The sequence below is a fragment of the Companilactobacillus zhachilii genome, assembly GCF_003606365.2.
Classification (GTDB): Bacteria; Bacillota; Bacilli; order Lactobacillales; family Lactobacillaceae; genus Companilactobacillus; species Companilactobacillus zhachilii.
Genome location: NZ_CP031933.2, coordinates 2,368,491 through 2,392,875, shown reverse-complemented (window position 1 = coordinate 2,392,875; position 24,385 = coordinate 2,368,491). Strand labels below are relative to the sequence as shown.

The following is a 24,385-nucleotide window of genomic DNA, read 5'->3' as shown; positions in this document are numbered from 1 at the left end:
TGTTACGAAATATTTTTTTCGTAACAGTCGTTTTTATTTTTAAGCTAAATTGTTAAAAGGTTCATCGCCATCAGCAAGGACAGTTGAATTTTTATCGAAACGCCAGCGGACATTATCGAGACCAGAGGCAAAATTAGTATTTTCAAAATGGCTATTAATTACATCAATGTAAGAATATTTTTTCGGTAAGTTAAGGTTAATGCCAGTTACAGTGGAGTGGTTGTCGACATAGAAATCGCTGAATTCGGTATTTTGGGATGTATCAAGTGTTAGGTCAGTGAATGATAAGTTTGATTTATTTTTTAAGGCAAAGGCATAGTTAGTGAAGACATCTTTTAAATAGGCAGTAGAGTTATCTAATAATGGAGCATTCAGATTAGAATGAGTCGCAATGATTTGGCTATTTTTAAGGGAAATGCCGCAAATATTACGTGTTGGATCAGTTAAGACTTCGGAATTTTTTAAGGAAAGTGTCGAATCTTTACAAAAGATCGTATCCCAGTGTGATTCAGTTGTGCGGTCAACAATAATATTGTCGCCATATAATTCAGCACCATCGTAAAGAGCAATGGTATTGCATTCTTCGCCATCATAATCGATAGCCAAGTTTTTAAGAATCAAAGTATTATTATCGCCCAGTAAAAAGCCACAATTTAGATGAGTAGCTTTGGCATTAGAATATTTGCCTTTAATTGTCAGATTTTTTTTAACAGATAGGACAATATTGTCTTCGTCGGCAAAGTATTTGCCAGGTTCTAGGATGATTGTTTGAATATGGCTATTGGCTTCGTTAGCTTTTTGTAAAGTTAAAAATAAGTCGCGACTATTTTTGACTGTTTTTGTATGAATGTTATTTAATTTCATGATATTGTCCTCCATTGCTATCTTTTAATGTCTTAATTATATGGTTATATCATGTCATAATATGGCATACAGTGTTGATTAAAGAAAAATATAAATAAAACTAACTTTTACCTATCGTAACTAGAATGTATCATTAAATGGAGAGAATAAAAGCGAGGGCAATTGCTTTGAAAAAAATATCGACACCGATTATTTGCGAAATTCCATATAGTAATAATGCGATTGGTGAATTTGAAAAGAATTTTGATTTATAACAGATGAGCAGTGAGGGTAGAATATGATGAAACAGATTCTTTCTGTTTGAATTATCTTGTTAAAGAAGCATGCTATAATAACTTCATCTACTGATGCCCAAATAAAAATTGCCATTGATGTGAAAGGAATTCCTATGAGAATAAACGTTTTACAACACACGCCTAATGAAGGTCCAGGGATGATTCAAGATTGGTCAGAAAAGAATGGTTATGAAATGTTCATTTATCATCCTTATCAATTTGGTTATTTACCAACCGCTGACGAAACCGACATGTTAGTTATCTTAGGTGGACCAATGAGCCCCAATGATGGCTTAGCTTGGATCAAACAAGAACGTGATCTGATTCAGAAATTGTTATCTCAAGATAAACCAATTTTTGGTGTCTGTTACGGTGCACAACAAGTTGTTAAAACTTTAGGATATCAGGTCACTGAGGCTCCGGCTAAAGAGGTTGGTTTTGCACCAGTGTATCGTCGTGATGTAAAGTTCCTTAATATTCCAGAGGAATTGAACGTTTTGCATTGGCACGAAGAGATGTTTGAAATACCTGAAGATGCTCAATTACTTTTCTCAAGTGATAAAGTGGAAAATCAAGGGTTTATTTTGAATCATCGAGTGGTTGGCCTGCAATTTCATTTGGAACCGAAAGCTGATAATGTGCGTGAGATGGTTGTAAATGATTTTCCATATATTGAAGGGTCAGTGCTAAGTCAAACTAGTGAAAAAATTTTACAAACTAATATTTCTGATGATAATAAACAAACACTTTATAAATTGTTGGATTATATTAGCGAAAACTAAATAGCAGGTAAATCTGAAATTCAAATCGGATTTACCTGTTATTTAATTTTTTAACTTCGTAGTTTAGAATGTAAGATAATTAACTTACAATTTGGGGAAAATAATGGATAAAAAAGATAGAGTAAAAGTAGACTTAAAGCCAATCATAAAATGGGTTGGTGGTAAGAGACAGCTTTTACCAAAGATAAATGAATTAATGCCGGAAAGTTTCAATTGTTATTATGAACCTTTCATTGGAGGTGGCGCAGTGTTCTTCAATTTAGCACCTCAAAAAGCAGTAATAAATGATATGAATAAATCACTAATTGATATGTATGAGGTGATTAGAGATGATCCTAAAGAATTGATGGATTTACTTACTATTCACCAAAGAAATAATAGTAAAGAGTATTATTTGAAAGTTAGGGCATATGATAGAGATGCAACTATTGACGGGATGTCTAAGGTTGAACGAGTTGCCAGGGTCATGTACATGCTACGTGTTGACTTTAATGGACTGTATCGGGTTAATAGTAAAAATCAATTTAATGTTCCTTATGGAAAATATAAAAATCCTAAAATTGTTGATGTAGATTTAATTACTAATATTAGTGATTATTTTAATAAAAACGATATTACCTTCAAGAACGGTGATTTTGAAAAAGCGGTGGAATCGGCTACTTCGGGAGATTTAGTTTATTTTGATCCGCCATATATACCGTTATCAGAAACCGCTAGTTTTACTTCGTACACGTCTGATGGATTTACATTAGATGACCAAAAAAGATTACGTGATCTATTTTTTGAATTAAAAAATAGAGGTGTTCAAGTAATGCTCAGTAATTCTGATACGAAATTAACTAGAGAATTATATACTGGTGCGAATATATATGAAGTTTCGGCAAATCGAGCAATTAATTCTGTTGGTAGTAAACGTGGGAAAGTTGGAGAATTAATTATTACAAGCTATTAGTTAAGGAGATTTATATTGGAGCAAGTATACGGGGATAATAATGTAAAGCTAGTTTTAGCCGATGCTTTTGAATATTTAACGAGCCTTCCAGACAAATCTATTGATGTGATTGCGACAGATCCACCTTATTTTTTAAGCAATGGTGGAATGTCTAATAGCGGCGGAAAACAAGTTAGTGTTAATAAAGGAGAATGGGATGAGAAGGGCGACGTGGATGTTGAGGCTTTTTATAACAAGATTCTTGAAGAAAGTTACCGTGTTTTAAAGGACAATGGTACTTTATGGATCTTTGGCTCAATGCATAATATTTATATTATTGGATATTTATTACCAAAAGTTGGTTTTAAAATATTGAATAATATTACATGGCAAAAGTCTAATCCTGCTCCAAATTTAAGTAGAAGGATGTTTACTCATTCCACTGAGACAATTCTTTGGGCAAAAAAGAAAGATGGTAAGCAGCTATTTAACTATGATCATATGAGGAAAATAAATAATCATAAGCAAATGAAAGATGTCTGGACTACTTCGACAATAAACAAATCTGAAAAAAGATTTGGTAAGCATCCGACACAAAAACCATTGGCGGTTATGATTAGGCTGTTAGAAGCATCTACAAACAATAAATCTTTAGTTCTAGATCCGTTTGTTGGTTCAGGAACAACTGCAGTTGCTGGAAAACTTTTGAATATTAGAGTTATTGGGGTAGATAGTGAAAAAGATTTTTTGGATATTGCAAAGCATAGGGTTGAAGATTTTCGAAATGAGAAAGTGGGCAAGATACAATGAATTTGAAATCATATTTAAAATTATCAAATAATGATAAATTTGAGTATTTTATGAATACAAGGATATCGACGAATAGAAGACCTACTTATTGGGTTAATTGGGAAAATGTTAGAAATAACATTAAAGAACATGAGATAAACCTAAACACTTTGAATTATTTGTTGGGTAAAAATAATATCAAGGAGGAAGCCAAATCTCTCTTTTTATCACAACCTAAATTATTAAGATCTATTCCTATAATGTTGGCCAGCAGAGATGAAAAAATGAACTCATTTTCTTTTGGCGATAGAGAGATGAAAGTAAATGAGTTTGATTTTATCAACCCGGATTTAAGTAAAATTGATGATTATATTAAATTCTTGGATGCTACAGGATTGTTAGATGTGCTTAAAAATAATGAAATTGGTTCTTCACTGGTAGATTACGTATTTGGAGTTCAAGTTGGATTGGATAGTAACGGACGGAAAAATCGTGGTGGTACTGAAAATGAAAATATTTTGGAAATAAATTTAAAACGGTTGGTAGAGAATAATAATCTTGAATATTCGACCCAAGCAACTGCACGAAGCATAAAGTCTAAGTGGGGATTAGTTGTTCCTGAATCTTTGGATAAGAAACGGAACGGTGGTCGGCGATATGATGGGGCCGTCTACAATCCTGATACTAATATTGTCACTGTTATAGAGACTAACTTTTACAATGGTGGAGGTTCTAAGTTAAAAGCCGTTGCGGGCGAATTCAGTGATATGTATAATACGAGTTTAAAGAATGCTAGTAATGTTGACTTTGTTTGGATAAGTGATGGATTGGGATGGAACACTGCTAAGAATCCTATGAGTGAGGCGTTTCAATCAATTCCAAATATTATTAACTTAACAATGGTTAATAATGGGTTTTTGAAAGATATTGTTCTGAATAATAAGTAGCTTATTTAAAAAGACGGCTCTGAGGGATAGTTCCTTGGAGTCGTCTTTCTTTAAATAAAAGTACATTTTTTTAAGAAATTTTGCTCAAAACCGTCAATTGTCATAATGTGTCGCACCATGATGATAACCTGAAATCTGTTATAAGGATTAATCATTAAGCCGTTTGATGAATCCTAAGTATCAGAAAATGGGGATGAGCAAATGAACACTAGTGAAAGAGTTGTTAATGTACTTATGGGAATGTTGCAAGGAGAGAAAATTGATTTAGATGGTTATCTTGCACTCTATGGAAAATCAGGTCGAACTTACCACCGGGATCTGGAAGCAATTCGTGATAATGAGTACTTTAATGAAAATCATACATTGCATTATGATAGCACTCAAAAGAAACATTACGTCACTGATAATGGCGTCATTAATGCAGCCGAAATTTTGGCTATTTTAAAAATTGTAATTAATAGTCAAGCGATGCCCAAAGAGGAACTTACTGAAGTGACAAATAAACTAATTAAATTAGTTGCCACAGAGGACCAATCAAAAATTAAGAAGTTGCTGGCCATGACTAATAAAAGTTATACATCATCAGTAACGAGTCCAATTTTGCCAAGAGTCGAACAATTTTCTAAATGGATAATTGCTAAAAAATCGATTACTTTTGAATATAATGAGAAAAATAATTCTTTAGTGCAGATTGGTGTGCCTTTGGGTATTCATTATGAGGATCAACACTTTTATGTCATGATGTATTTAATTGACGAAGATAAAACCGTTCTTTATCGGATGGATAATTTTGATAAAATAACGACTAAAGGTAGAGCAGTAAATGTTCCAGCAAGTAAACGTCTCGATGTTGGTCAAATTATTAACAAACAATTTTCAATTGAACGTGATTAAAGATTCGTGGCGTAAATGAATAATCAGACATAGTTTTCTTGTTTAAACTAAATGGTGAGTTTGGGACAAAACATAGCTTTTTCCGCTTAAAATAAATGACGCCAGCAATCCAAAACTGGATTACTGGTGCCATTTTTTAATGCTCGAGAGCAGAATCTATTTTGTGAATTTAATTGAGAACCAAACACTTCCAATTATTAAAATTGTTCCCACTATAAAACTAATGCTAATACTCTCGCCTAATAATAGCCATCCAAGCAATGTACCAACAATTGGTTGTAGTAGAAAAAATAATCCTGATGAACTGGCATTAACTAATTTCAAGCCTTGATTCCACATTACAAAGGCCATGGCTGTTGAAATAACACCCAAATAAAATAAGCAAAGGATTACTTTAATATTTAAAAAGTTAATATTACCTAATGCTGAGGGATTCAACATAATTATTGGAGTTAAGCAAACAATAGCCACCATGGTTGAAATAATAGTTGTCTGTAATGAGCTATAATGGTTTACTTTTTTTACTAAAACAGACATTAAGGCCCAAGTTAAGGCAGCAACAATCAGCGACAAGACCCCATAAAGAATATAGTTTCCAGACAAGTGTAGTCCCACAATCATTATTACGCCTAGTGTTGCCATAATAACTGAAATAATTTTTACACTAGTCATTTTCTCTTTCAAAATTAGCCAAGCAAAGATCAACATGAATGTTGGTGTTGCTGAAGTGATAACAGCTCCTGTTTGAGCGCTGGATAACCAGGTTCCAGTTTCTTGAGCAACAATTGAAATTGTATTACCAATCAGTCCAATTAAAAATATCAATCTTAAATCTGACCAATTCCAATGCCATTTTTCCCTTCTCAATAATGAAAATATCATTAGAAAAATTATCGCTATCAAATAACGCAACCAAACTAATTGGATAGGGTGAATTTCGTCAACAATTATCTTGACGACAACAAACATCCCACCCCAGATACAAGCTAACATACTTAATAAAACTGAACCTAATACTTTTTTTGAATTCATAGAAAAATTCCTTCCGTTATTTAATTTCTTGAGAAATTAATCAACGGAACTACCCGTTGATTAACGGATAGTTGGAACATCACATTCATTTAGTGGTGAATAAATCATTTGAACACCTTCTTTATACATAATAAAAAGGTATTATAACATTCGATATAGAAAATAAAAGCCACATTATTTGAAATTGAAGATAATCAAAAAGGTTAGATGTTATTTCTGGATTTATACCAAGAAAAAATATCTAACCTTTATTCCACGTTCTTATTCCACGTTCTTTAAATCTTCTTCTTCAAGTGATATTGAACCACACTCTTATCAGAATCTTTAACGTCTGATTTTTCATCTTTAGCAAAGTAAACAGCAAAACTCTTCTTGTCACTGACATCCTCAGCAATAATTAGGGATGATTCATAAGGATCTTTAGCCTTATAAATTTGTGCTCCACGGACTGCCTCGCCATAGTCTTTTGAGTTGGCAATTGCATCGCCGGGATTAAAAAATACCATTTCGTCCATAAGTAACACATCCTTTCTCTTTATGTTCATTATACATTTTTGCCGGAAGATAAAGCAGTATTTGTCTTTCTTTTATTACATCGACATCTCGGCTATACTATGGCATATGGAGGGTAAAAAATGACTAATGTTGAAGACTACATCAAAGATAATATATTTGGGAAACCACAATTAAAACCGGATGAGAAGAACAAGTTCCTCGGTAATTTTGCGGAACGCGTGGCGATTGCTTTGACAGTTGCACAAATTAAAAATCCCGAGAACCAGACGACGGTTGAAAGCGTTATGAAAAAATATCCAGGGTATCATCTGTATTTAAATGGAAAAATAGATTCATATATACTGGATAATTACCTCCGTTTGAGTGTAAAATTAAAGTATAAGTTTACAATAGTTTCACAATCGGGAATGCGTAATCGAGACCGTCCGTTGACTGATAATGACATGGGCTTAGTTATTGCTAACGAGGGTAAACCTGTTGATAAACCAGTGCTTATATAATTTTGGAGGACAATATGTCTAATAATTCATTAGATAAAATTGCTTTACTTTCTTTAAATGGTAACAAACCATTAGCTAAGAGAATTTCTGACTATTTGGGGATTCCATTATTGGATGCTTCAGTTTCACACTTTAGTGATGGCGAAATTAACATCCAAATTAATGAAAGTATTCGTGGTCGAGACGTTTACATTATCCATTCAGTTTCAGATCCAGTTAACGATAACTTTATGGAATTGATGATTGCTGTTGATGCATTGAGACGTGCCAGTGCAGACAAAATCACTTGTGTCTTACCATACTTTGCATATACTCGTTCAGATAGAAAGTCTCGTTCTAGAGAACCTATCTCAGCTAAGCTATTTGCTAACATGTTGGAATTAGGTAGTGTTGATCGTGTGATTGCACTTGATATGCATGCTGATCAAATCCAAGGGTTCTTCGATATCCCAGTTGATCACTTGCGTGCTATGCCTATTTTCGCCAGCTACTTTGAAAAGAAAATCAAGAATCCAGATGATTTCGTCTTTGTAGCTCCAGATCATAACTCAACTAAACGTGCGCGTGCTTTAGCTGAAGTTTTCGGTTCACAAATTGCTATCGTTGACCAAAGATCAACTGAAGATGAGGAAGTTGTTCCTGATATTATCGGTGATGTTGACGGTAAACAATGTGTTATCGTTGATGACTTGATCGATACAGGTACAAGAATGGTTAATAGTGCTAAAGCTGTCCAAGCTGCTGGTGCTAAAACTATTTCAGCTGCAGCTACACACCCAATCTTTTCTAAGGATGCTGCTAAGAGACTAGAGAGCTCAATCTTGATGGACGTCTTAGTTTCAGATTCAATCGTTGTTCCTGACGAATGCAAATTTGATAAACTAAAGATTTTATCAGTGACAGACCTAGTCGGTGACGCCATTCGTATGACAGAGTTGAATGAATCAATTGATTCATTGTTTGAAGTACGTGATAGCTATACAGAAATTAAATAATAGAGTTATCAAAAAGAGCTTTATCCCTCAGCGGATAAAGCTCTTTTAGTATTTCTAACACGGTATGTTTTTTGATTATTGAGTTTTGACATAACTTGGTGTTTTAATTGATCATTTTCAAAAACCAGTTCATCATACTCAGCTTTTCTCAAAGACTTAGCAACTTTTTTAGCAAAATAATTAAATTCGAGACGATTGTATCGTTTTGATTTTTTTGCAAACTTTTTAGTTAGGTTGTTTAAAATGTTATCACCAATTTTAATGTATCTGGGAATTTCGATGGAAACGGTATTTGATGTATACCAGATTTTTTGTTTCCCAGGGGTAAAAATAACTTCAATATTATTAACATAGGGAATCTTGTTGATATCCAGGGCCACAGCAATTATCTTTTCAGACATTTTGAAGACTCCTTTCATTTATCTTTTCATTAATTCTACCATAGCTGTTTTCATATATTTTAAATAATTTGTGATAGTTTTGTGAAGTTAAATGAATTACATCAATTGGACAAATCGTCGGGTACATATTCTAAAATATCGCCCGGTTGGCATGCTAAAACTTGGCAAATTTTTTCGAGCGTGGAAAAGCGAATAGCCTTAGCTTTACCAGTTTTGAGGATGGATATATTAGCCTGTGTAATACCAACTTTTTCTGCCAATTCAGTTACAGTCATTTTTCGTTGAACGAGTAGTATATCTAAATTTATTTTTATCATAAGTCACCTAAATTGTCAGTTCGTTTTCTTGTTTGAATTTAATAGAATTGATGAGAATTTTTTCCATAACTGAAATGAAAGCCGCAATGGCCAAAGGTACGAGCACAAAGGCCAAAGCAATGAAAATTAGGCCAGGGGCATCGCCTTTGTCAGCGTTGTAATAGACAAAAGGCAAGGTACCCATCAGTGTGATTGAGGCGGTGATGAATAAATAACGAACGACTCTAACAAAATGCAAGGCCGTCTGTGTAAAGAAATTGCGTTGATCAATTAAATGAAAAATACGAAATAAATAAAAACTAATGACAAAAACAACGAGACAGGTCGCATAAAGTGCAATGCTTGTCGTAATTTGAAGAAAGAAGAGGGAGTGTTCATGAACTGATGAGGTTAATCCCATGGTTAACATAAAAGCAAATAATAATAAGAAAGCATCGATTCCAGTTGTTACTAATTTGAGTAGCGTTGTTTTGATTTTCATAATAAATACTCCTGTTGTTTGTTAAACGTATTTTACGCCATTTTATATCGATAAACAATATAAATATATTGAAATTCAATGTATATGAAATGTTTGTTCATCCCAGTTAGTTTCTTTTTGCCTTGGGTAAAAGTTTATTATCAGGTAAGTTTTGCTACTTTAAATAAATTCATTGTTTATTTTTTCTTTCGGTAAGCGTTACCATATATACATAGTTAAAAAAGAAGGAGTAATTGCATATGAGTGTATTTCCAAAGAATTTCTTATGGGGTGGTGCCACTGCTGCTAATCAATATGAAGGTGCTTGGGATGTTGATGGTAAGGGTGTCAGTACCGCTGACCTTTTGCTAGGTGGAACTTATGATAAGCCACGTGTCTTTACCAAAGACATCAAAGAGGGAGCTTATTATCCATCTCATCAAGGTAGTGATTTTTATCATCACTATAAAGAAGATATTAAATTATTAGCAGGGATGGGTTATAAAACTTATCGTATGTCAGTTGCGTGGACTAGAATTTTTCCTAATGGCGACGATGCAAAGCCTAACCAAAAAGGTCTTGATTTTTATCGTAAGGTTTTTGAGGAATGTCATAAATATGGGATTGAACCTTTGGTCACGATTTCTCATTATGAAATGCCATATCATTTAACTGAAGCATATGGCGGCTGGGGTAGTCGGAAAGTTATCGACTTTTATGTTAAATATGCGAAAACTTTGTTTACAGAGTATAAGGATTTAGTTAAATACTGGTTAACTTTTAATGAAATCAATATCGGAATGTTATTTGGTGGCTATATGTCACTGGGCTTGCCAGTTAAGGACGGAGCTGCACCTTTCAATCCCAAGATGTCTGATGAAGATGTCCAAAATAATTTGCAAGGGTTGCATCATCAATTTGTAGCGAGTGCTCTAGCTGTTAAAATTGGTCACAAGATCAATGCTGATAATATGATTGGTTGTATGATTGCAGGTAACGTCAACTATCCTTTGACATCTAATCCGGATGATATTTTGAAGGCGCAATTGGCTAACGAAATTAATAATTATTACTGTGGTGATGTTCAAGTCCGCGGGCTTATCCACACTTTGCACAACGTTTTTGGAATGAACACAATGTAAAATTGAATATTACCGCTGAGGATACGGAAATTTTGAAAGAAGGAACGGTCGATTACTATAGTTTCAGTTATTATTCATCAAATACTTTGACGACCGATGAGAGTAAAGGTGAAGCGGCTGGAAACTTTTCAACTGGGGTCAAAAATCCTTACTTGAAGTATAGTGAATGGGGCTGGAGTATGGATCCTAAAGGACTTCGCTGGTATCTAAATGATGTTTACGGTCGTTATGGGATTCCAATTATGGTTGTAGAAAATGGACTTGGTGCCCGTGATACCGTTGAAAAAGACGGATCTATCAACGATGATTATCGAATTGATTATCTTAAAGGTCACATTGAACAAATGAAAGAAGCTATCAAGGATGGCGTTGATTTGATTGGATATACACCTTGGGGCTGTATCGATTTGGTCTCAGCCGGAACTGGTCAAATGGCTAAACGTTATGGATTTGTTTATGTTAACCGTGATGATGACAATAAAGGTGATTTCAGCCGGACACCAAAGAAGAGTTATTACTGGTACAAAAAAGTTATCGAATCAAATGGTGAAGAATTGTAAAATTTCTGAGCGTCGTGATTGCGTGATGTCAAAAAAGCTTTCATAATAGTAGTACAATCTCAAAGCAAAGAGGTAATTACTTATGAAAGATAAAATACCGAGGGTCACGCTGAGATTATCAATCATTGTATTAGTAGTACTTGGAGTTGGACTCTATTTTTTGAATCAACCAAACGCAGTATTAGCGTTATTTGCGGTCGTTATCTTGTCAGCGGTCTATTTATGTGGAATGGAAAAAGACCATGATAACTTCATGCATCATCGTCGCAAAGAATAAAATCCTTTATTAAATAAAATTATTTAAAAAATATTTAAGATTTATGAAAAAAGAAGACATTTTCGACAAAAAATGCCTTCTTTTTTTATGCATAACTGATATTCTTAAGGTATGTAGATATATATTATTTATCAGGGAGATATGTGTTTATGAAAAAATATAAGAAAATGGTTTTGGCTGGTATTTTGCTGTCAAGCACTATTTTAGGGGCAAATACTTCAGTCGTTCAAGCTGCAAGTACAAGTACGACAAACAGTCCTTTGACTGTTGATAAAAGTTTACTTACAAATGCTATTCAAGTAATTAATGAATTATTAGATTCAAAGACTACTGTAAATAAAGTTAATGCACAGACTAAGTTTTCTGATCTAGTTGATAAAGAGACCACTCTGACAGCTGCGCCTATTTTTGGTAAGAAATCCAGTACAGAGTTTACGAAAGCTTTACAAGGTGAATTAAATGTTGTTAATGATAGTGGCCAACTGGTTCCTATGACGATAGGTGACACAGATTCACATGGCTTCGCTAAAACAGTTACCTATACTACATCGGACAATAAAACAAAAACAGTTAATGTAAAATATAATTTAACCATGCCAACAGTTTCCTTTAGTAAAGGAACAACGATGAACTTTACGTCAGCTAACGAAGCTAATGAGAGTATAAGCAATTTAATTGGTAATAATTCAAGTAAAATAGTCACTGCTAAGACAACCAACGGCGATGACGCGAATGGAAATACTAATGCGGCAAAGTTGAGCGCAAACCCTGTTTCAATTACCGCTAGTGGTGATATAGAGTTTACTCCTAGTGATATTTATGGAAATGGTATTCCGGCTACTGGAACTGTTAATCTATACAGTGCGCCAACAGTTCCAGATAGAAAATCTGTGACATCAACCACTATTAAAAATCCGTTTGTCTTTACAGATGCCAACAGTGGTCAAAAATTTTCTGCTACAACAACAGATACACCAGCTGCATCAGTAAATCCTGTATCTGTTAATTATAATATTACTGCCATTGATTCAATGGGTAACACTGTAAATGATTCAGCAACTGGAGAGGCAATAACATATAGTGGAAAGGGCAATGTTACGGTTACAGATAACAGCGATACAGCCATAAACTATATGATTGTCTTTAAGGACGCTAATACGGGAAATACAGTTTACACTATGGATAAGTCAGGCGAAGTTGGAGAAACTATAGATAAAGATGTTGCTAATGGTACGGGATATACCTTTAGTGGTGACCAAACGCAGAAAATAGCCGCTGACACTACTGAAATGGATTTCAAGGTTACTAAAGATGCTAATACAACGGTTAACTATATTAGTATCATTACTGGTAAGCCAGTCGGAACGGACACGCTTAAAGGTAATAATGGTTCATCTACTATTTTGAATAGTATTCCAAAAGGGTATCAATTAGTAAACGTAGGCGACTTTGCACAAAAATTAAACGCTGATCAACCAAACAAAGATATTTATGTAAAGCCAATTCAAACTACAGTAGGAAATCTTTCATATACAGTAACATTTAGAGATAAGACAACTGGCAAACAAGTGGGAACACAAGTCAAAAGCGAAGGCGCATTAGGCGACTATATTGGTTTAACAGCTCCAGATGGTTATGCTTTTGCATCAGTTCTTGATAATGGATTCTTATTGTTGAAGAATAACCAAAATGTAACTAAGTATGTCGTTGCTGCCGATACACCATATAATATTTCTTATGTTGACCAAGATACTGGTAAAGAAGTAGGTACTCAAACTGGTAAGGGTGCCGATGGATCAAAGATTGTTCTTAAAGCCCCAACAGGATATGCCTTTGTCAGTGCTGATGATATTAATTATAAGATTGATAAAGACACACCAAAATCAACTGTTTATGTTCAAAAATCAGATCAAACTGAAGATAACATTGTTTCTGGATATCCAAAGAATGGTTATATTAAGATTTATGACAAGAGTGGTAAATTGAACAATGATGTGGTTCTTTCAGAAGGTTCAAGCTGGATTATCGATCAATCATTGACCATCAATGGGGTAGAATACTATCGTGTCGCTACAAATGAATATGTAAAAGCTAGTGATGTATATAAATACACACCTCTTCAAACCGTTGCCACAACAAATGGCACAAATTTGACACCTGTTTATAACAGTCGCGGACAAGTAATCATTGATCGTGCCCTAGATACAAATACTCCATGGTACACAGACCGTTCAGCAACAATTAGAGGTCAAAAGATGTATCGTGTTGCAACTGATGAATGGATTAAAGCATCAGACTCAACATTGAAATAGTTTTGTCAAAATACACTAATTTAATTATTAGTGTATTTTTTTGTCTGCGCTTTCACAAAAGTGTACACTTGGTATTAAAGTAAAGGGGTTGATTGAATGCGTCAGATGATTGAAATGTTAGTTGTAGCGATGGTAGCTGGGTTAGTTGTTGCTATTATTTCAACGTTGAGAATGAATGGTATTTTACAAAGTATTATCTATGCCGTTTTGATTGGACTAGTCATCTATGCAATCGCCTTGATTATGAGATTCAAAAAATAGGGGGAAAACCATGGACAGATTAACACGGGGAATGATTTTGGGCTTCGTCGCTTTTATTGTCATCTTTGGTCTGAGTATGTTGCATGTTAGCCAAACTACTATTGGGGCAGCATTGGTGATTATTTTGATTGTTAGTACGATTGTTCTTAGGAGAATTAAGAGATAGAGAGTGGAACAAAACATGTTCAGCTTTCGAGCATTAAAGCAAAGGTGCCAGCAATCCGATTTTGGATTGCTGGCACCTTTTGGTTTAAGCGGAAAAAGCTATGTTTTGTTCCACGTTTATGCTGCATGTTTAAAGACAATAGTAGTTTTGTCCTAAACTATTTGATGTATGCATTGACTGTTAAAATATCTTTTGATTTATATAGGCAGTGGCTCTGAAATGGGCTACGACAAGGCAACTCCTTCCGCTTTTCATAGATTAGTCAATCACACGCCAAAATCGCGTGCAATTGACTAATCTACGAAAATGCTCGGGAGCTGACCGCCTTGTCTCCGCCCTCTCTCTATTTCCAATTTATCTTAGAGAAAACTCTTCTACCTAATACTTCTCTCATAAACATAAATAATGGCCATGAGATCAACAACAATGCCACGTAAATATAAGTGTATTGCCAATCTAAAATGCTCTGTAATCCAAATGTATTGCCACTAAAGATAAACGTTACGATGAATAAGGCAATCGAAATTCCTATCATAACTTTCTTCCTAATGAACAGTGGGTTACTGATTGAAATCAGAGCACAATAGCCAATCAAACCGATTGCAAAGACTGCAAAGGTAGAGGTTGTTTCATAGGTAAAGTTAAGATGATTTCCCAAAATCGATATTGTCATTATCAATAAAATATTACAAATGGCAGCTGGCAAGGCGATTTCCATAACGTTACGCATAAATCGTCCGGCTGGTGGGGTGTAATTTGGTTCTAAGGCTAGTAGAAAGGTGGGAATTCCTACGGTTAAAGCATTGATTGGGGTTAATTGCGAAGGTTGGAAAGGATAGCCTGTACCCAAAATGATGAAGAAAATTGAGAGTACAACTGAGTAAATGGTTTTAATTAAGAATAATGAGGCGACTCGCTCAACGTTATTAATAACTCGGCGTCCTTCGTTAAGCATAAAGATCATTGAGTCAAAATTACGATTCAATAATACAAAGTCAGCTGAAGCTTCAGCGGCATCACTTTCTCCGGCAATAGCAATACTACAGTCGGATTGGCGCATAGCTAAAACATCGTTAACACCATCCCCAGTCATCCCAACAGTCAAGCCGTTATCTTGCATAGCCTTGATTAAATCAGCTTTTTGACTTGGGCGAACGCGTCCGAAGATTTTATACGTTTTAACTAAATCGTGATAGTCATCTTTTTCGGTGACCGTACTCATATCAATGTAATCTTTTCCAGATGAAATGCCGGCTTGAGCAGCAACGTTAGCGACGGTTACGGGATTATCTCCAGAAATAATCTTTAAATTGATACCCTGATTGCGGAGGTAACTAAATGTACTTGGCGCTTGCTTACGAACTTCATCGGAAATCATTAATAATCCCAAAAGTTTTTGTTGCGGATTTTCTTTTAAGACGGCGATAACACGAAAGCCATGTTTAGCAGCGTCTTCCACAGTTTTGGTAATCTCAGTTGAAGGATTTTTGATGATAAACTCGGGAGCTCCCATAATGTAGCGCACTCCATCTGCTGCAACAAAACCAGAATACTTGGTTTCAGATGAGAAGGGGATAACTTCCTCAACATCGATTGTCAATGGCGTAGAATTTAAAGCTTGAACAGCTAAAGCAGTCGCATTCGTTTCTTGTGTTGCGTCAACAATTTTTTGTGCAATGGCTTGAACTTGTTGTTCACTGGCACCATATGTTTTAGTTTCTTTAACGGTCAATTTACCAGTTGTAATAGTACCGGTTTTATCCAGACATAAGACGTCGACTCGGGCTAAGGTTTCAATTGCACTCAAAGAACGAACTAGGATGCGACGTTTGGTTAGATTGTAAGCTCCGGTAGCCAAAGCAACTGAAGTTAACAAGACTAGACCTTCAGGAATCATGCCGATAACTGAAGCGGATGTTCCTAAGATGGCTTTAGAAATATCCCCACTCTTTAAGAAAGAACGGAAAAATAACATTAACCCAACAGGAATAATCGTATATGTTAAAATTTTAATGATGTTATTGATAATTTTCATCAAGACACTGACAGAACGTTTTTCCTTACCGACAGCTGACGAAATTTTAGAAACAAAACTTTCGTGACCAACTTGAGTTAGTTGAATCTTTGCTTGACCGGCAATGACAAAGCTACCGGAAAAGACTTCATCGTCAGTTTTCTTACTGATAGTGTCGGCTTCACCAGTAATGCTTGATTCATTGGTTTGTAATCCGTTAGAATAGCGGACAACACCATCGGCTGGAATTGTATCGCCTCGTTTAATGGAGACAATATCGTCTTCAACTAAATCGGCGATATCAACTTCTTGTTCAGTGCCATCGCGGGTAACGGTATAAGTTGCCGCATTAACAAGACTGATTTTATCAATCGTTATTTTGGCACGAATTTCTTGATAACTACCAATAATAATATTGGCAATCACAGGACCTAAGAAAAATAGATTTCGATATGATCCAGTCCAAAAAATTAGGACAGCGATAACTAAGTTTAGAAAGTTAAAAAGTGTAAATAAGTTATCGGCCAAGATTTTGGGAATAGGTCGTGATAATTTTTTGATTTGGACGTTTGTAAGCCCCGCTTTGACCTTGGTATCAACCTGTGTAGCAGTTAATCCGGATTCGAGACTGGTGTATTTATTAGGCTTTTTTATTTTTACCATACTCTACCTACGACTGTTAGTTATTTTCTACTGAATGCTATATACTCTTTACATAACGAGTTGTGTGAGCTGTTAATTATCATATGTCTGTATTGCTGGCTATTTAATTTAAAGTTGAATCTCAACCAAAAAAAATAAATAACCTAGTCGGAAGAGCCGATAATGTTTAACAGGCAGTGAAAGTGGCGTTAGAGCTTTAGCTCTTACACCACCGGGCGAGTTTGGAGACTTGCTTGCAAGGCTTCAAACCGAGACTTGAGACCTTGGCTCAAGTCGGTCCGCACAGCCAGTTAAACATTATCGGCTCTGCAGACGGAATATATAAAAAAACACAACACGGTTTATAACTTAAATTTAACATAAAAGGATGAATTTAATTTGAACAATTTATTTTTTGATTTGGATGGGACAATTATTAACTCCGAAAAGGGAATTATGAAGAGTTTGAAGTATATGTATAATCATACTTTGGGCTATGTTCCACATGATGATGCAACGTTACATACGTTTATCGGACCAACAATTGGTGCTTCGTTGGAAAAATATGATCATGTTGCTCCAGACGACCCATACATTAACCAAAGTATAAATGCCTTCCGTGAGTATTATCAAGTTGAAGGCTGGGAAGAATACGAAGTTTTTGACGGTATTTATGATATGATGGAGTCCTTGAAACATGCTGATAAAGAGATTTTTATCGCAACCTCGAAACCAGAGATTTTTGCGAAAAAAATCATCGATCAATTAAATATGAAAGAATATGTTAGACACGTTTTTGGAGCGGCTGAGGATGAATCAATCCGTTCTTTAAAGGAAGATGTGATTTCTTACGGGATAGAGAAAACATCTGTCGACTTGGATACAAAGAATCTTGTTATGGTTGGGGATCGTAGCAGTGATATTGTAGGGGCGCATAAGAATAATCTCAAGGCTATCGGGGTTACATATGGTTTTGGTGATTATGATGAACTTAAAGCTGCTAACTCCGAATGGATCGTAAATAATCCACAGGAGATTGCTAAACTAGCTATGGAGAATTGATATTATGAGCAAGTCATTGTCGTATAACAGACACGGTTTTACATTAGTTTTACTATCAATTTGCTTGATGGTAATCGTCTTTCTAGGAATCACACTTTCAACTGTTTTGAACAGTAACTATGTCAAAAAAGTGGTTAGTAGCGAAACTAATGTTACTTTAATCAGAAATTATACTAATCAAAGGTTGGGACGCTTAGTAAACAGTTATTCAGTGTCTTCAAACCTTTCAGCTGTAACGCTGACTAATAATGACGTGAAAAAGATTATTAGTACATCTGTGGATGAAGTATACAATGATGATGCTCAATTAACAGTTGGCAGTGCTATTTTGGCGACCATTAGTTCTAAGCTAAAAAAAGAAGCACAACAATACGGATTAAATATTGATGGTGAGATCGATACTGTCATTCGTAGTAATGAAGGTATCATGAATCAAATTGTTAATAATGACTTAGGACAAATTGAGCGAGTCATTGGCAAGATTCAGACGATTAAACGGTTGATAAAAGTGCTTATGGTGGTCTCGGCCGTGATTTTTGTATTATTGTCGATTCGTTTGCGGATTATGGTGGGATCAAATATGCTCTTTTTCCATCATTTAGGAACTGTCGGTATTTGTACGTCGATTTTGTTGGCTTTGTTGATGGGATGTACCTATTATCCACTGCAAGATTTAATCGCAAGCAATATCGATTACAATATTCGGGATGTTCTATATAATGTATTAAATGGTATTTTACTCAGTTATATTTCTATCATATTCATGGTTTTCATCGTGAGTTTGTTAGAGTGGGGTAGTACGACCAAATACAAGTATTAAACGAGGCTAGAAATGAAAATCGAAGTAAGTAAAGAAGCACAAGCAAAACTTGAACGATATGTTTCGGCTGATAAGAAACTTCTGTTAGATTTGGATGATGGCTTTGGACGCTTTTCAGATGAGGGAACTTGCGCCTTGTTAACCAAGTTTCGTATTTTAGTGGTCGACTCTTCAGAAGACTTGTCTGACTATTCAGTCCATTTGGACAGTGCTGTGGGAACAATCTATTTTAAAGATAGTGCTAAAGACTTTCTTGATGAGGGAATGTCATTACGGATCAATCCCAAGACACAGTTGATAATATTTGCTAATACGAAAGAAACTATTGATAATAGTGTCAATATCATTGATTATGATGCTGTTTAAATTGTGATATTCCGCCTCCAGGCGCAAGAAATTTCTGTCGCTATGGGGACCGATTCGAGCCAAAGGGCGGTCTCGAATCTTGATTTTGAGCCTTGCACAAACCGCAAGTCTCAAAAGTCGTCCCGTGGTGTAGTCGCTAAAGCGCCAACGCCACCTGCACAGCGACAGAAATTTCTTGCGCCTTCCGGCTAGTTTATTCTTTGTTTTGTTGGATAAATAGTTGGCTTGCTCAAGTGTAAATTACACATAGTCTTAGGACTAATGGCGTATTTAAAAGATTTCAATTTAGTTAAATGAACTTAAAATATTGAGGGAACTTGAAGACATGGTCTTTGAGTTCCCTTTTTCTCTGGGTAAATGATGATGAAAAAATGGATGTTTCAACATAGATTCAGTTTGACGGTGGTTCTGTTTATTTTTGTCAGTGTATTCTCAATTTATTTAACAAGTTTAAATGGTCATATTTGGTCTTTTTTAGGTATGAATAATGATGGTCGTTTTCATGTGATGCGAATTGAAGGTTTGTATGAAGCTTTGAAACATGGGCAGTATTTTCCAATCGTAAATATGTCATTTTTGGGTGGCTTTGGATATATCTCAAATATTTTTTATTCTAATTTATGGCTATATCCGGTTGCTTGTATGCGTCTGCTAGGATTAACGGCAGTGCAAGCCTTTGTGCTTTTTTATATTTTATTGAATTTTTGTACATTATCGTTATCATTTTGGGCATTTCACCATGTTAGTCATCAATATGATAAGAGTCTAGTTTTTAGTTTAATGTATACACTTTCGATATATCGTATTTTTGATATGGTTCGTCGTTTTGATGTAGGAGAAGTGTTGACGTTAACTTTTTTACCAGTTGTTATTTTGGGCGTTTATGAAATATTTTATGGTGATAGACGACAGTGGTTGTATTTGGCACTAGGTATGACGGCTGTAATTTATGCTCATGCGTTATCACCGATATTAATTGCCGTTTTTATTTTATTGGTTATAATTTTTCGCTTGAAAGTTTTGTTGGCAGAACCTAAACGTTGGTTGGCATTGTTTTATGCTGGGATAGTTGCGTTGATGCTGACATTAGCTTATTTTTTGCCGATGGCTGAACAGTTACACCATACGCAATTTAAATTGACATATTCGCCACTAATTGATGTTTCACAGAGTGGCATGAAATTGGGAGATTTGATTCATTGGAGTGTAACGGATGATTTGTATATTCAAAATATCGGTTTAATTTTATTGCTCGTAGCAATTACGATTCCCTTCATAATTAAATTTGTAAAAAATCCCGCCTTGAGGGATTTTGCCCTTATCGGTGAAATACTGTTATTCCTATCTACAAAGTGGTTTCCTTGGGAATATTTTGTTCATACACCACTCAACATGATTCAATTCCCTTGGCGTTTTTACATGTTAGTCTCTATTTTATTTACGATTTTTTTGGCAAGTGATCCGCTCAGATGGTTCAGTCAGGGATGGAAAAAAGTTTTGCTAGTGGTTGTGTCTCTAAGTTTAGTTATCGGAGCGGAGCAAGTTTTGATTGTGGAACATCCGGATGAGTATCGGACATATTCAGCTTTTAATGATTTGGATATTTACAGTATCGGCGGTGGTGAAGAGTATTTACCCAAAGATGCAAGTTTGGATGGCCTGATTTCTACGCCACATGAACCCCAGCTAAAGGCAGGTCAAGCAACTATTAGTGATTTTTCGCAACAGGATTCTAAACTTAGTTTTAAGTTTCAAAATGCTAATAAGGCCCGAATCGATGTACCGATTATTAGTTATTATGGTTATTCAGCCAAAGTTTCAACTGGAAAGGTTTCAAAATTAACTATGGATCTAGCTAATAACGGTTTAGGTCAAGTGATTGTCAATGGTGCAGGCACAGTTCGGATAAATTACTATCGGACGGCTATACAAAAGGACAGCCAAATTGTTTCGATGATTAGTTTTATAATTTTGATGGTTGGAATAGCTTTTCAGAAAAAGAATGCAAAATAAAGTATCATTGTTTCAAAAGTAGTTAGTATAATAAGAGTTATTGCATGTATCAGAGAAAGGTCTGAAGAAAGTCAGTTCAGATGATGTGAAAATTTGACTTTCTTTAGAGAAGGGTATTTATTTTTATGCAATTAACTCTTTTTAAGAATCAAAGATCTAAAAAAATTGCTGTGATTATTTTTACTATTGCTTTATTTGCACTAGTAAGTTTTCTGGCTATTTATCAAACTGGAATTCGTCAGGGAAAAATTTGGGCATATCTGGGAACAAGCGATAATCGTTTCCATATGATGAGAATTGAAGGATTGTATCGTTCGATTCAACGACACCAATTTTTCCCATTCGTAAATATGTCATTTATGAATGGTTTTGGATATATCGTTAATATTTTTTATTCTGATTTTTTGCTTTATCCGGCGGCCTTTTTACGATTAGCCGGCTTTACGAGTGCTCAAGCAATCGTAGGTTATTTCTGGCTGTTAAACTTTCTAACATTTGGGGTGGCTTTTCTTTGTTACTACAAAGTCAGTCCTAAGTATCTCAATAGCTTGGTTTTCAGTTTTATTTATACTTTATCGACTTATCGCTTACATGATATGTTGTTTCGACAAGATATTGGTGAAGTGGGAGCACTTATTTTTCTACCAGTAGCTGTTTTAGGGATTTATGAAGTCTTTTATGGCGATCGCAAACGTTGGTTGTATTTAGCCTTCGGGATGACTGGGATTATTTATTCCCATGCCATTTCTCCCATTTTGGTAGCTATTTTTATTGTGGTAATCGCTATTGCCCAAATAAAAGAGTTAAAAAACAATCCGTTACGATTATTGTCATTACTATGGGCAACACTTTGTTCTGGATTATTAAGCTTAGCTTATTTCGTTCCTATGATTGAACAAGTCCGTCACACCAAGTTTGTTTTGACACAGACAAGTGGTTTATTGCCTAAGGGAGCATCAGATGTTGCCGATATGCTTAACTGGAGTTTGAACAATAACATTGGCCAACCCAATGTTGGTTTATTATTTATCGTGGCAGCATTTGTACTAATCGTATCTTTTACTAAAATTAAGAATCCGATGCTCAAACAATTTGCAGTCATTGCGATTTTGATGTTACTTTGTAGCACCAAAGTTATGCCGTGGGTGATTTTTAATAATACTCCGCTGAAGATGATTCAATACCCTTGGCGTTTTGATATGTTGGCAACTATTTTGTTAGCCATCGTTATAGCGGCTGATCCGTTGAATTTTTTCACGTCAAAATATGCAAAAACTGGTTTAATAGCAATGGTTCTGCTATTTGCGGTATCGTCTAGTTATCGTTTAGTTAATGGTTCACCGTTACAACGCAATACGTATGCCACGTACAATGAACAGGCACCCTTTAGTATTGGCGCAGGACAGGAATATTTACCCGTTGGGACAAATCTTGGACAACTACAGAGAACTACACATAAACCTAAGATAATGACTGGTAAAGCCAAAATAAGCGATTTTAAGCAGTATGGAACACGCTTGAGTTTTGACTTTAAGAAGGCTCAAAATGCTAAAGTTGATTTACCAATCATTTCTTATTATGGATTCCAATCAACCCAATCAAAGGGGAGTGTTTCCAAAGTTAAAATGGATTCCAAAAATAATAATTTAGCGCAAGTAACTATCAATGGCAGCGGTAAAGTGATTGTTGATTACTTTGAAACATTGCCACAAAAAGCTAGTCGCAGAATTTCGTTCTTAACATTGTTGATTATTATTGCCATAGTTTTTATCAATAAATTACACTTAGTTGATTTCGATAAAATTGAAGGATTGAGGAAGGTTAATCGGTCCAAGTAGAGACAACTAAAGGTTGAAAGCTAAATATGCTGTGGAGATGAGTCTCCAGGATCCAGAAAATTAGGTTCCCCACGGCAACCTAATTTTCTGGCTTTTTCTGGCTAGTTTATTCTTTGTTTTGAATCAGTGAAAAGTAAATTGTATTCGTAACTGCTTTTATTCCAATAGCGACTAGGGCACCAAGACTTAAAGCATATTTATAATCTTTCAATTTTTATGTTTTAATTTAAAAGAGCTAAAATCCAAATACAACTTTCACTATTGCCGATATTTGTTGTACCCAAAAGGCTAGATATTTTTCTTGATTTATTTATACGAAAAAATATCTAGCCTTTTTTATTTTCGATTTTATGACCAAATTTGAGAAAGAATTTAACTTAGTTGATGATGTGTTAATTTTCAGACTATAATGTTAAAAATTGCATTGTGAAAGGGGTATTAATTATGAAGGATTATACAAGTTACAACGCAAAAATTATTTATGGTTGGGTCAATGAAGGCTGGGAATGGGGAAAACCTGTCAGTCATGATGAATATATTGCTGCAACTAAAGGAGAGTTTAAGCTGGTCTTAACACCTAATTTGGCCATCCCTAAGGAGTGGTATCCAGATCCAATTAAGGGGCAAAAGATTCTGGGACTGGCCTCTGGAGGTGGTCAACAAATGCCAATCTTGTCTGCTTTAGGGGGAGAATGTACGGTATTTGATTACTCACAAAAACAACTGGATGCTGAAAAAATGGTGGCTGACCGTGAAGGTTATCAAATTGAAATTGTTCGTGGCGATATGACGAAGGTCTTACCGTTTGCTGATAACAGTTTTGATATGATTATTCAACCGGTTGCCAATTGTTATATTGAAGATGTTCAACATGTTTGGGAAGAAAGTTATCGTGTTTTAAAACCTGGTGGTCGTTTGTTAGTTGGACTTGATAATGGTGTTAATTATATTTTTGATAAGACTGAAACAAAGCTTTATCATAGTTTGCCATATAATCCACTGAAGGACCCCTCCGTTAACGAAGAGTTTCCTCCTGAAGAAGAAGGAATACAATTTTCACATACATTGAATGAACAGTTACGTGGTCAGATAAAAGCCGGTTTTCGAATTGTTGACTTGTATGAAGATACTAACAGTGAAGGAAAGTTACATGATTACAATATTCCAACCTTTTGGGCCAGTTATTCTATTAAAGAGGCTTAAAAATAC

The 24,385-nt window shown here is 35.1% G+C and carries 23 protein-coding genes and 1 pseudogene; 17 read left to right on the top strand and 7 right to left on the bottom strand.

Going from position 1 to position 24,385, the window contains the following annotated elements; all coding sequences use genetic code 11:
* Window positions 1-39: 39 nt before the first annotated feature.
* Window positions 40-864: a hypothetical protein gene (locus tag D1B17_RS11055; RefSeq protein WP_120141674.1), complete on the bottom strand. Its 825-nt coding sequence runs from the start codon at window positions 862-864 to the stop codon at window positions 40-42.
* 388 nt (window positions 865-1,252) lie between these two features.
* Between D1B17_RS11055 and D1B17_RS11050 the strand changes: the two genes are divergently transcribed.
* The 5 genes from D1B17_RS11050 to D1B17_RS11030 all read left to right on the top strand — a co-directional run bounded on the left by D1B17_RS11050 (window position 1,253) and on the right by D1B17_RS11030 (window position 5,482).
* Complete coding sequence (locus D1B17_RS11050) at window positions 1,253-1,921, top strand: type 1 glutamine amidotransferase (protein ID WP_120141675.1); 669 nt, start codon at window positions 1,253-1,255, stop codon at window positions 1,919-1,921.
* A gap of 103 nt (window positions 1,922-2,024) precedes the next feature.
* Window positions 2,025-2,873 (top strand): DNA adenine methylase, encoded by an 849-nt coding sequence (locus tag D1B17_RS11045; RefSeq protein ID WP_120141676.1) that lies wholly within the window; start codon window positions 2,025-2,027, stop codon window positions 2,871-2,873.
* Window positions 2,874-2,888: 15 nt separating this feature from the next.
* Complete coding sequence (locus tag D1B17_RS11040; RefSeq protein WP_120141677.1) at window positions 2,889-3,662, top strand: DNA-methyltransferase; 774 nt, start codon at window positions 2,889-2,891, stop codon at window positions 3,660-3,662.
* The gene (locus tag D1B17_RS11035; RefSeq protein ID WP_120141678.1) at window positions 3,659-4,588 is read left to right on the top strand and encodes a type II restriction endonuclease; all 930 of its coding nucleotides are present in this window, start codon (window positions 3,659-3,661) and stop codon (window positions 4,586-4,588) included. Before D1B17_RS11040 ends, D1B17_RS11035 begins: the two co-directional genes overlap by 4 nt.
* A gap of 201 nt (window positions 4,589-4,789) precedes the next feature.
* The gene (locus tag D1B17_RS11030) at window positions 4,790-5,482 is read left to right on the top strand and encodes a WYL domain-containing protein (protein ID WP_120141679.1); all 693 of its coding nucleotides are present in this window, start codon (window positions 4,790-4,792) and stop codon (window positions 5,480-5,482) included.
* Window positions 5,483-5,638: 156 nt separating this feature from the next.
* Here D1B17_RS11030 and D1B17_RS11025 read toward each other — a convergent pair whose 3' ends face one another.
* Together D1B17_RS11025 and D1B17_RS11020 are read right to left on the bottom strand one after the other, a co-directional pair.
* Window positions 5,639-6,514, bottom strand: a complete 876-nt coding sequence (locus D1B17_RS11025; protein WP_120141680.1) for a DMT family transporter — start codon at window positions 6,512-6,514, stop codon at window positions 5,639-5,641.
* Window positions 6,515-6,789: 275 nt separating this feature from the next.
* On the bottom strand, window positions 6,790-7,029 hold the full coding sequence (locus D1B17_RS11020; RefSeq protein WP_120141681.1) for a hypothetical protein: 240 nt from the start codon (window positions 7,027-7,029) through the stop codon (window positions 6,790-6,792).
* A gap of 120 nt (window positions 7,030-7,149) precedes the next feature.
* On the opposite strand from D1B17_RS11020, the gene D1B17_RS11015 reads away from it, so the two are divergent.
* Both D1B17_RS11015 and D1B17_RS11010 read left to right on the top strand, forming a co-directional pair.
* Window positions 7,150-7,530: a YueI family protein gene (locus D1B17_RS11015; RefSeq protein ID WP_120141682.1), complete on the top strand. Its 381-nt coding sequence runs from the start codon at window positions 7,150-7,152 to the stop codon at window positions 7,528-7,530.
* Window positions 7,531-7,544: 14 nt separating this feature from the next.
* Window positions 7,545-8,525, top strand: a complete 981-nt coding sequence (locus D1B17_RS11010) for a ribose-phosphate diphosphokinase (protein ID WP_120141683.1) — start codon at window positions 7,545-7,547, stop codon at window positions 8,523-8,525.
* A gap of 20 nt (window positions 8,526-8,545) precedes the next feature.
* Here the strand turns inward: D1B17_RS11010 and D1B17_RS11005 are convergent, their stop codons facing one another.
* The 3 genes from D1B17_RS11005 to D1B17_RS10995 form a co-directional block, all read right to left on the bottom strand.
* Window positions 8,546-8,926 carry a hypothetical protein gene (locus D1B17_RS11005; protein ID WP_120141684.1) on the bottom strand — a complete coding sequence of 127 codons (381 nt, stop codon included), beginning with the start codon at window positions 8,924-8,926 and terminating at the stop codon, window positions 8,546-8,548.
* A 101-nt stretch (window positions 8,927-9,027) separates the two neighbouring features.
* On the bottom strand, window positions 9,028-9,243 hold the full coding sequence (locus D1B17_RS11000; protein WP_120141685.1) for a helix-turn-helix domain-containing protein: 216 nt from the start codon (window positions 9,241-9,243) through the stop codon (window positions 9,028-9,030).
* Window positions 9,244-9,250: 7 nt separating this feature from the next.
* Entirely contained in the window at window positions 9,251-9,724 is a 474-nt protein-coding gene (locus tag D1B17_RS10995) for a DUF2975 domain-containing protein (protein ID WP_120141686.1), read from the bottom strand.
* A 239-nt stretch (window positions 9,725-9,963) separates the two neighbouring features.
* On the opposite strand from D1B17_RS10995, the pseudogene D1B17_RS10990 reads away from it, so the two are divergent.
* The 4 genes and pseudogenes from D1B17_RS10990 to D1B17_RS12660 all read left to right on the top strand — a co-directional run bounded on the left by D1B17_RS10990 (window position 9,964) and on the right by D1B17_RS12660 (window position 14,421).
* Window positions 9,964-11,405, top strand: a pseudogene (locus D1B17_RS10990) (glycoside hydrolase family 1 protein).
* Between the two features lie 426 nt (window positions 11,406-11,831).
* On the top strand, window positions 11,832-13,994 hold the full coding sequence (locus tag D1B17_RS10985) for an SLAP domain-containing protein (protein WP_120141688.1): 2,163 nt from the start codon (window positions 11,832-11,834) through the stop codon (window positions 13,992-13,994).
* Between the two features lie 96 nt (window positions 13,995-14,090).
* Window positions 14,091-14,255, top strand: a complete 165-nt coding sequence (locus D1B17_RS12665) for a hypothetical protein (protein WP_166806677.1) — start codon at window positions 14,091-14,093, stop codon at window positions 14,253-14,255.
* A 10-nt stretch (window positions 14,256-14,265) separates the two neighbouring features.
* Window positions 14,266-14,421 carry a hypothetical protein gene (locus tag D1B17_RS12660; protein ID WP_166806676.1) on the top strand — a complete coding sequence of 52 codons (156 nt, stop codon included), beginning with the start codon at window positions 14,266-14,268 and terminating at the stop codon, window positions 14,419-14,421.
* Between the two features lie 343 nt (window positions 14,422-14,764).
* Here the strand turns inward: D1B17_RS12660 and D1B17_RS10980 are convergent, their stop codons facing one another.
* Window positions 14,765-17,098, bottom strand: a complete 2,334-nt coding sequence (locus D1B17_RS10980) for an HAD-IC family P-type ATPase (RefSeq protein WP_120141689.1) — start codon at window positions 17,096-17,098, stop codon at window positions 14,765-14,767.
* A 378-nt stretch (window positions 17,099-17,476) separates the two neighbouring features.
* Here D1B17_RS10980 and D1B17_RS10975 point away from each other — a divergent pair, with 378 nt between their 5' ends.
* The 6 genes from D1B17_RS10975 (at window position 17,477) to D1B17_RS10950 (ending at window position 24,379) form a co-directional block, all read left to right on the top strand.
* Window positions 17,477-18,139 (top strand): HAD hydrolase-like protein, encoded by a 663-nt coding sequence (locus D1B17_RS10975; protein WP_057892288.1) that lies wholly within the window; start codon window positions 17,477-17,479, stop codon window positions 18,137-18,139.
* 4 nt (window positions 18,140-18,143) lie between these two features.
* The gene (locus tag D1B17_RS10970) at window positions 18,144-18,959 is read left to right on the top strand and encodes a hypothetical protein (RefSeq protein WP_120141690.1); all 816 of its coding nucleotides are present in this window, start codon (window positions 18,144-18,146) and stop codon (window positions 18,957-18,959) included.
* A 12-nt stretch (window positions 18,960-18,971) separates the two neighbouring features.
* A complete protein-coding gene (locus tag D1B17_RS10965; RefSeq protein WP_120141691.1) occupies window positions 18,972-19,325 on the top strand; it encodes an iron-sulfur cluster biosynthesis family protein in 354 nt (117 codons plus the stop codon).
* 357 nt (window positions 19,326-19,682) lie between these two features.
* Entirely contained in the window at window positions 19,683-21,338 is a 1,656-nt protein-coding gene (locus D1B17_RS10960) for a glycosyltransferase family protein (RefSeq protein WP_137432128.1), read from the top strand.
* Between the two features lie 125 nt (window positions 21,339-21,463).
* The gene (locus D1B17_RS10955; RefSeq protein WP_120141693.1) at window positions 21,464-23,176 is read left to right on the top strand and encodes a glycosyltransferase family protein; all 1,713 of its coding nucleotides are present in this window, start codon (window positions 21,464-21,466) and stop codon (window positions 23,174-23,176) included.
* A 444-nt stretch (window positions 23,177-23,620) separates the two neighbouring features.
* Window positions 23,621-24,379, top strand: coding sequence for a class I SAM-dependent methyltransferase (locus tag D1B17_RS10950; RefSeq protein ID WP_120141694.1), 759 nt, complete (start codon window positions 23,621-23,623; stop codon window positions 24,377-24,379).
* Window positions 24,380-24,385 lie beyond the last annotated feature (6 nt).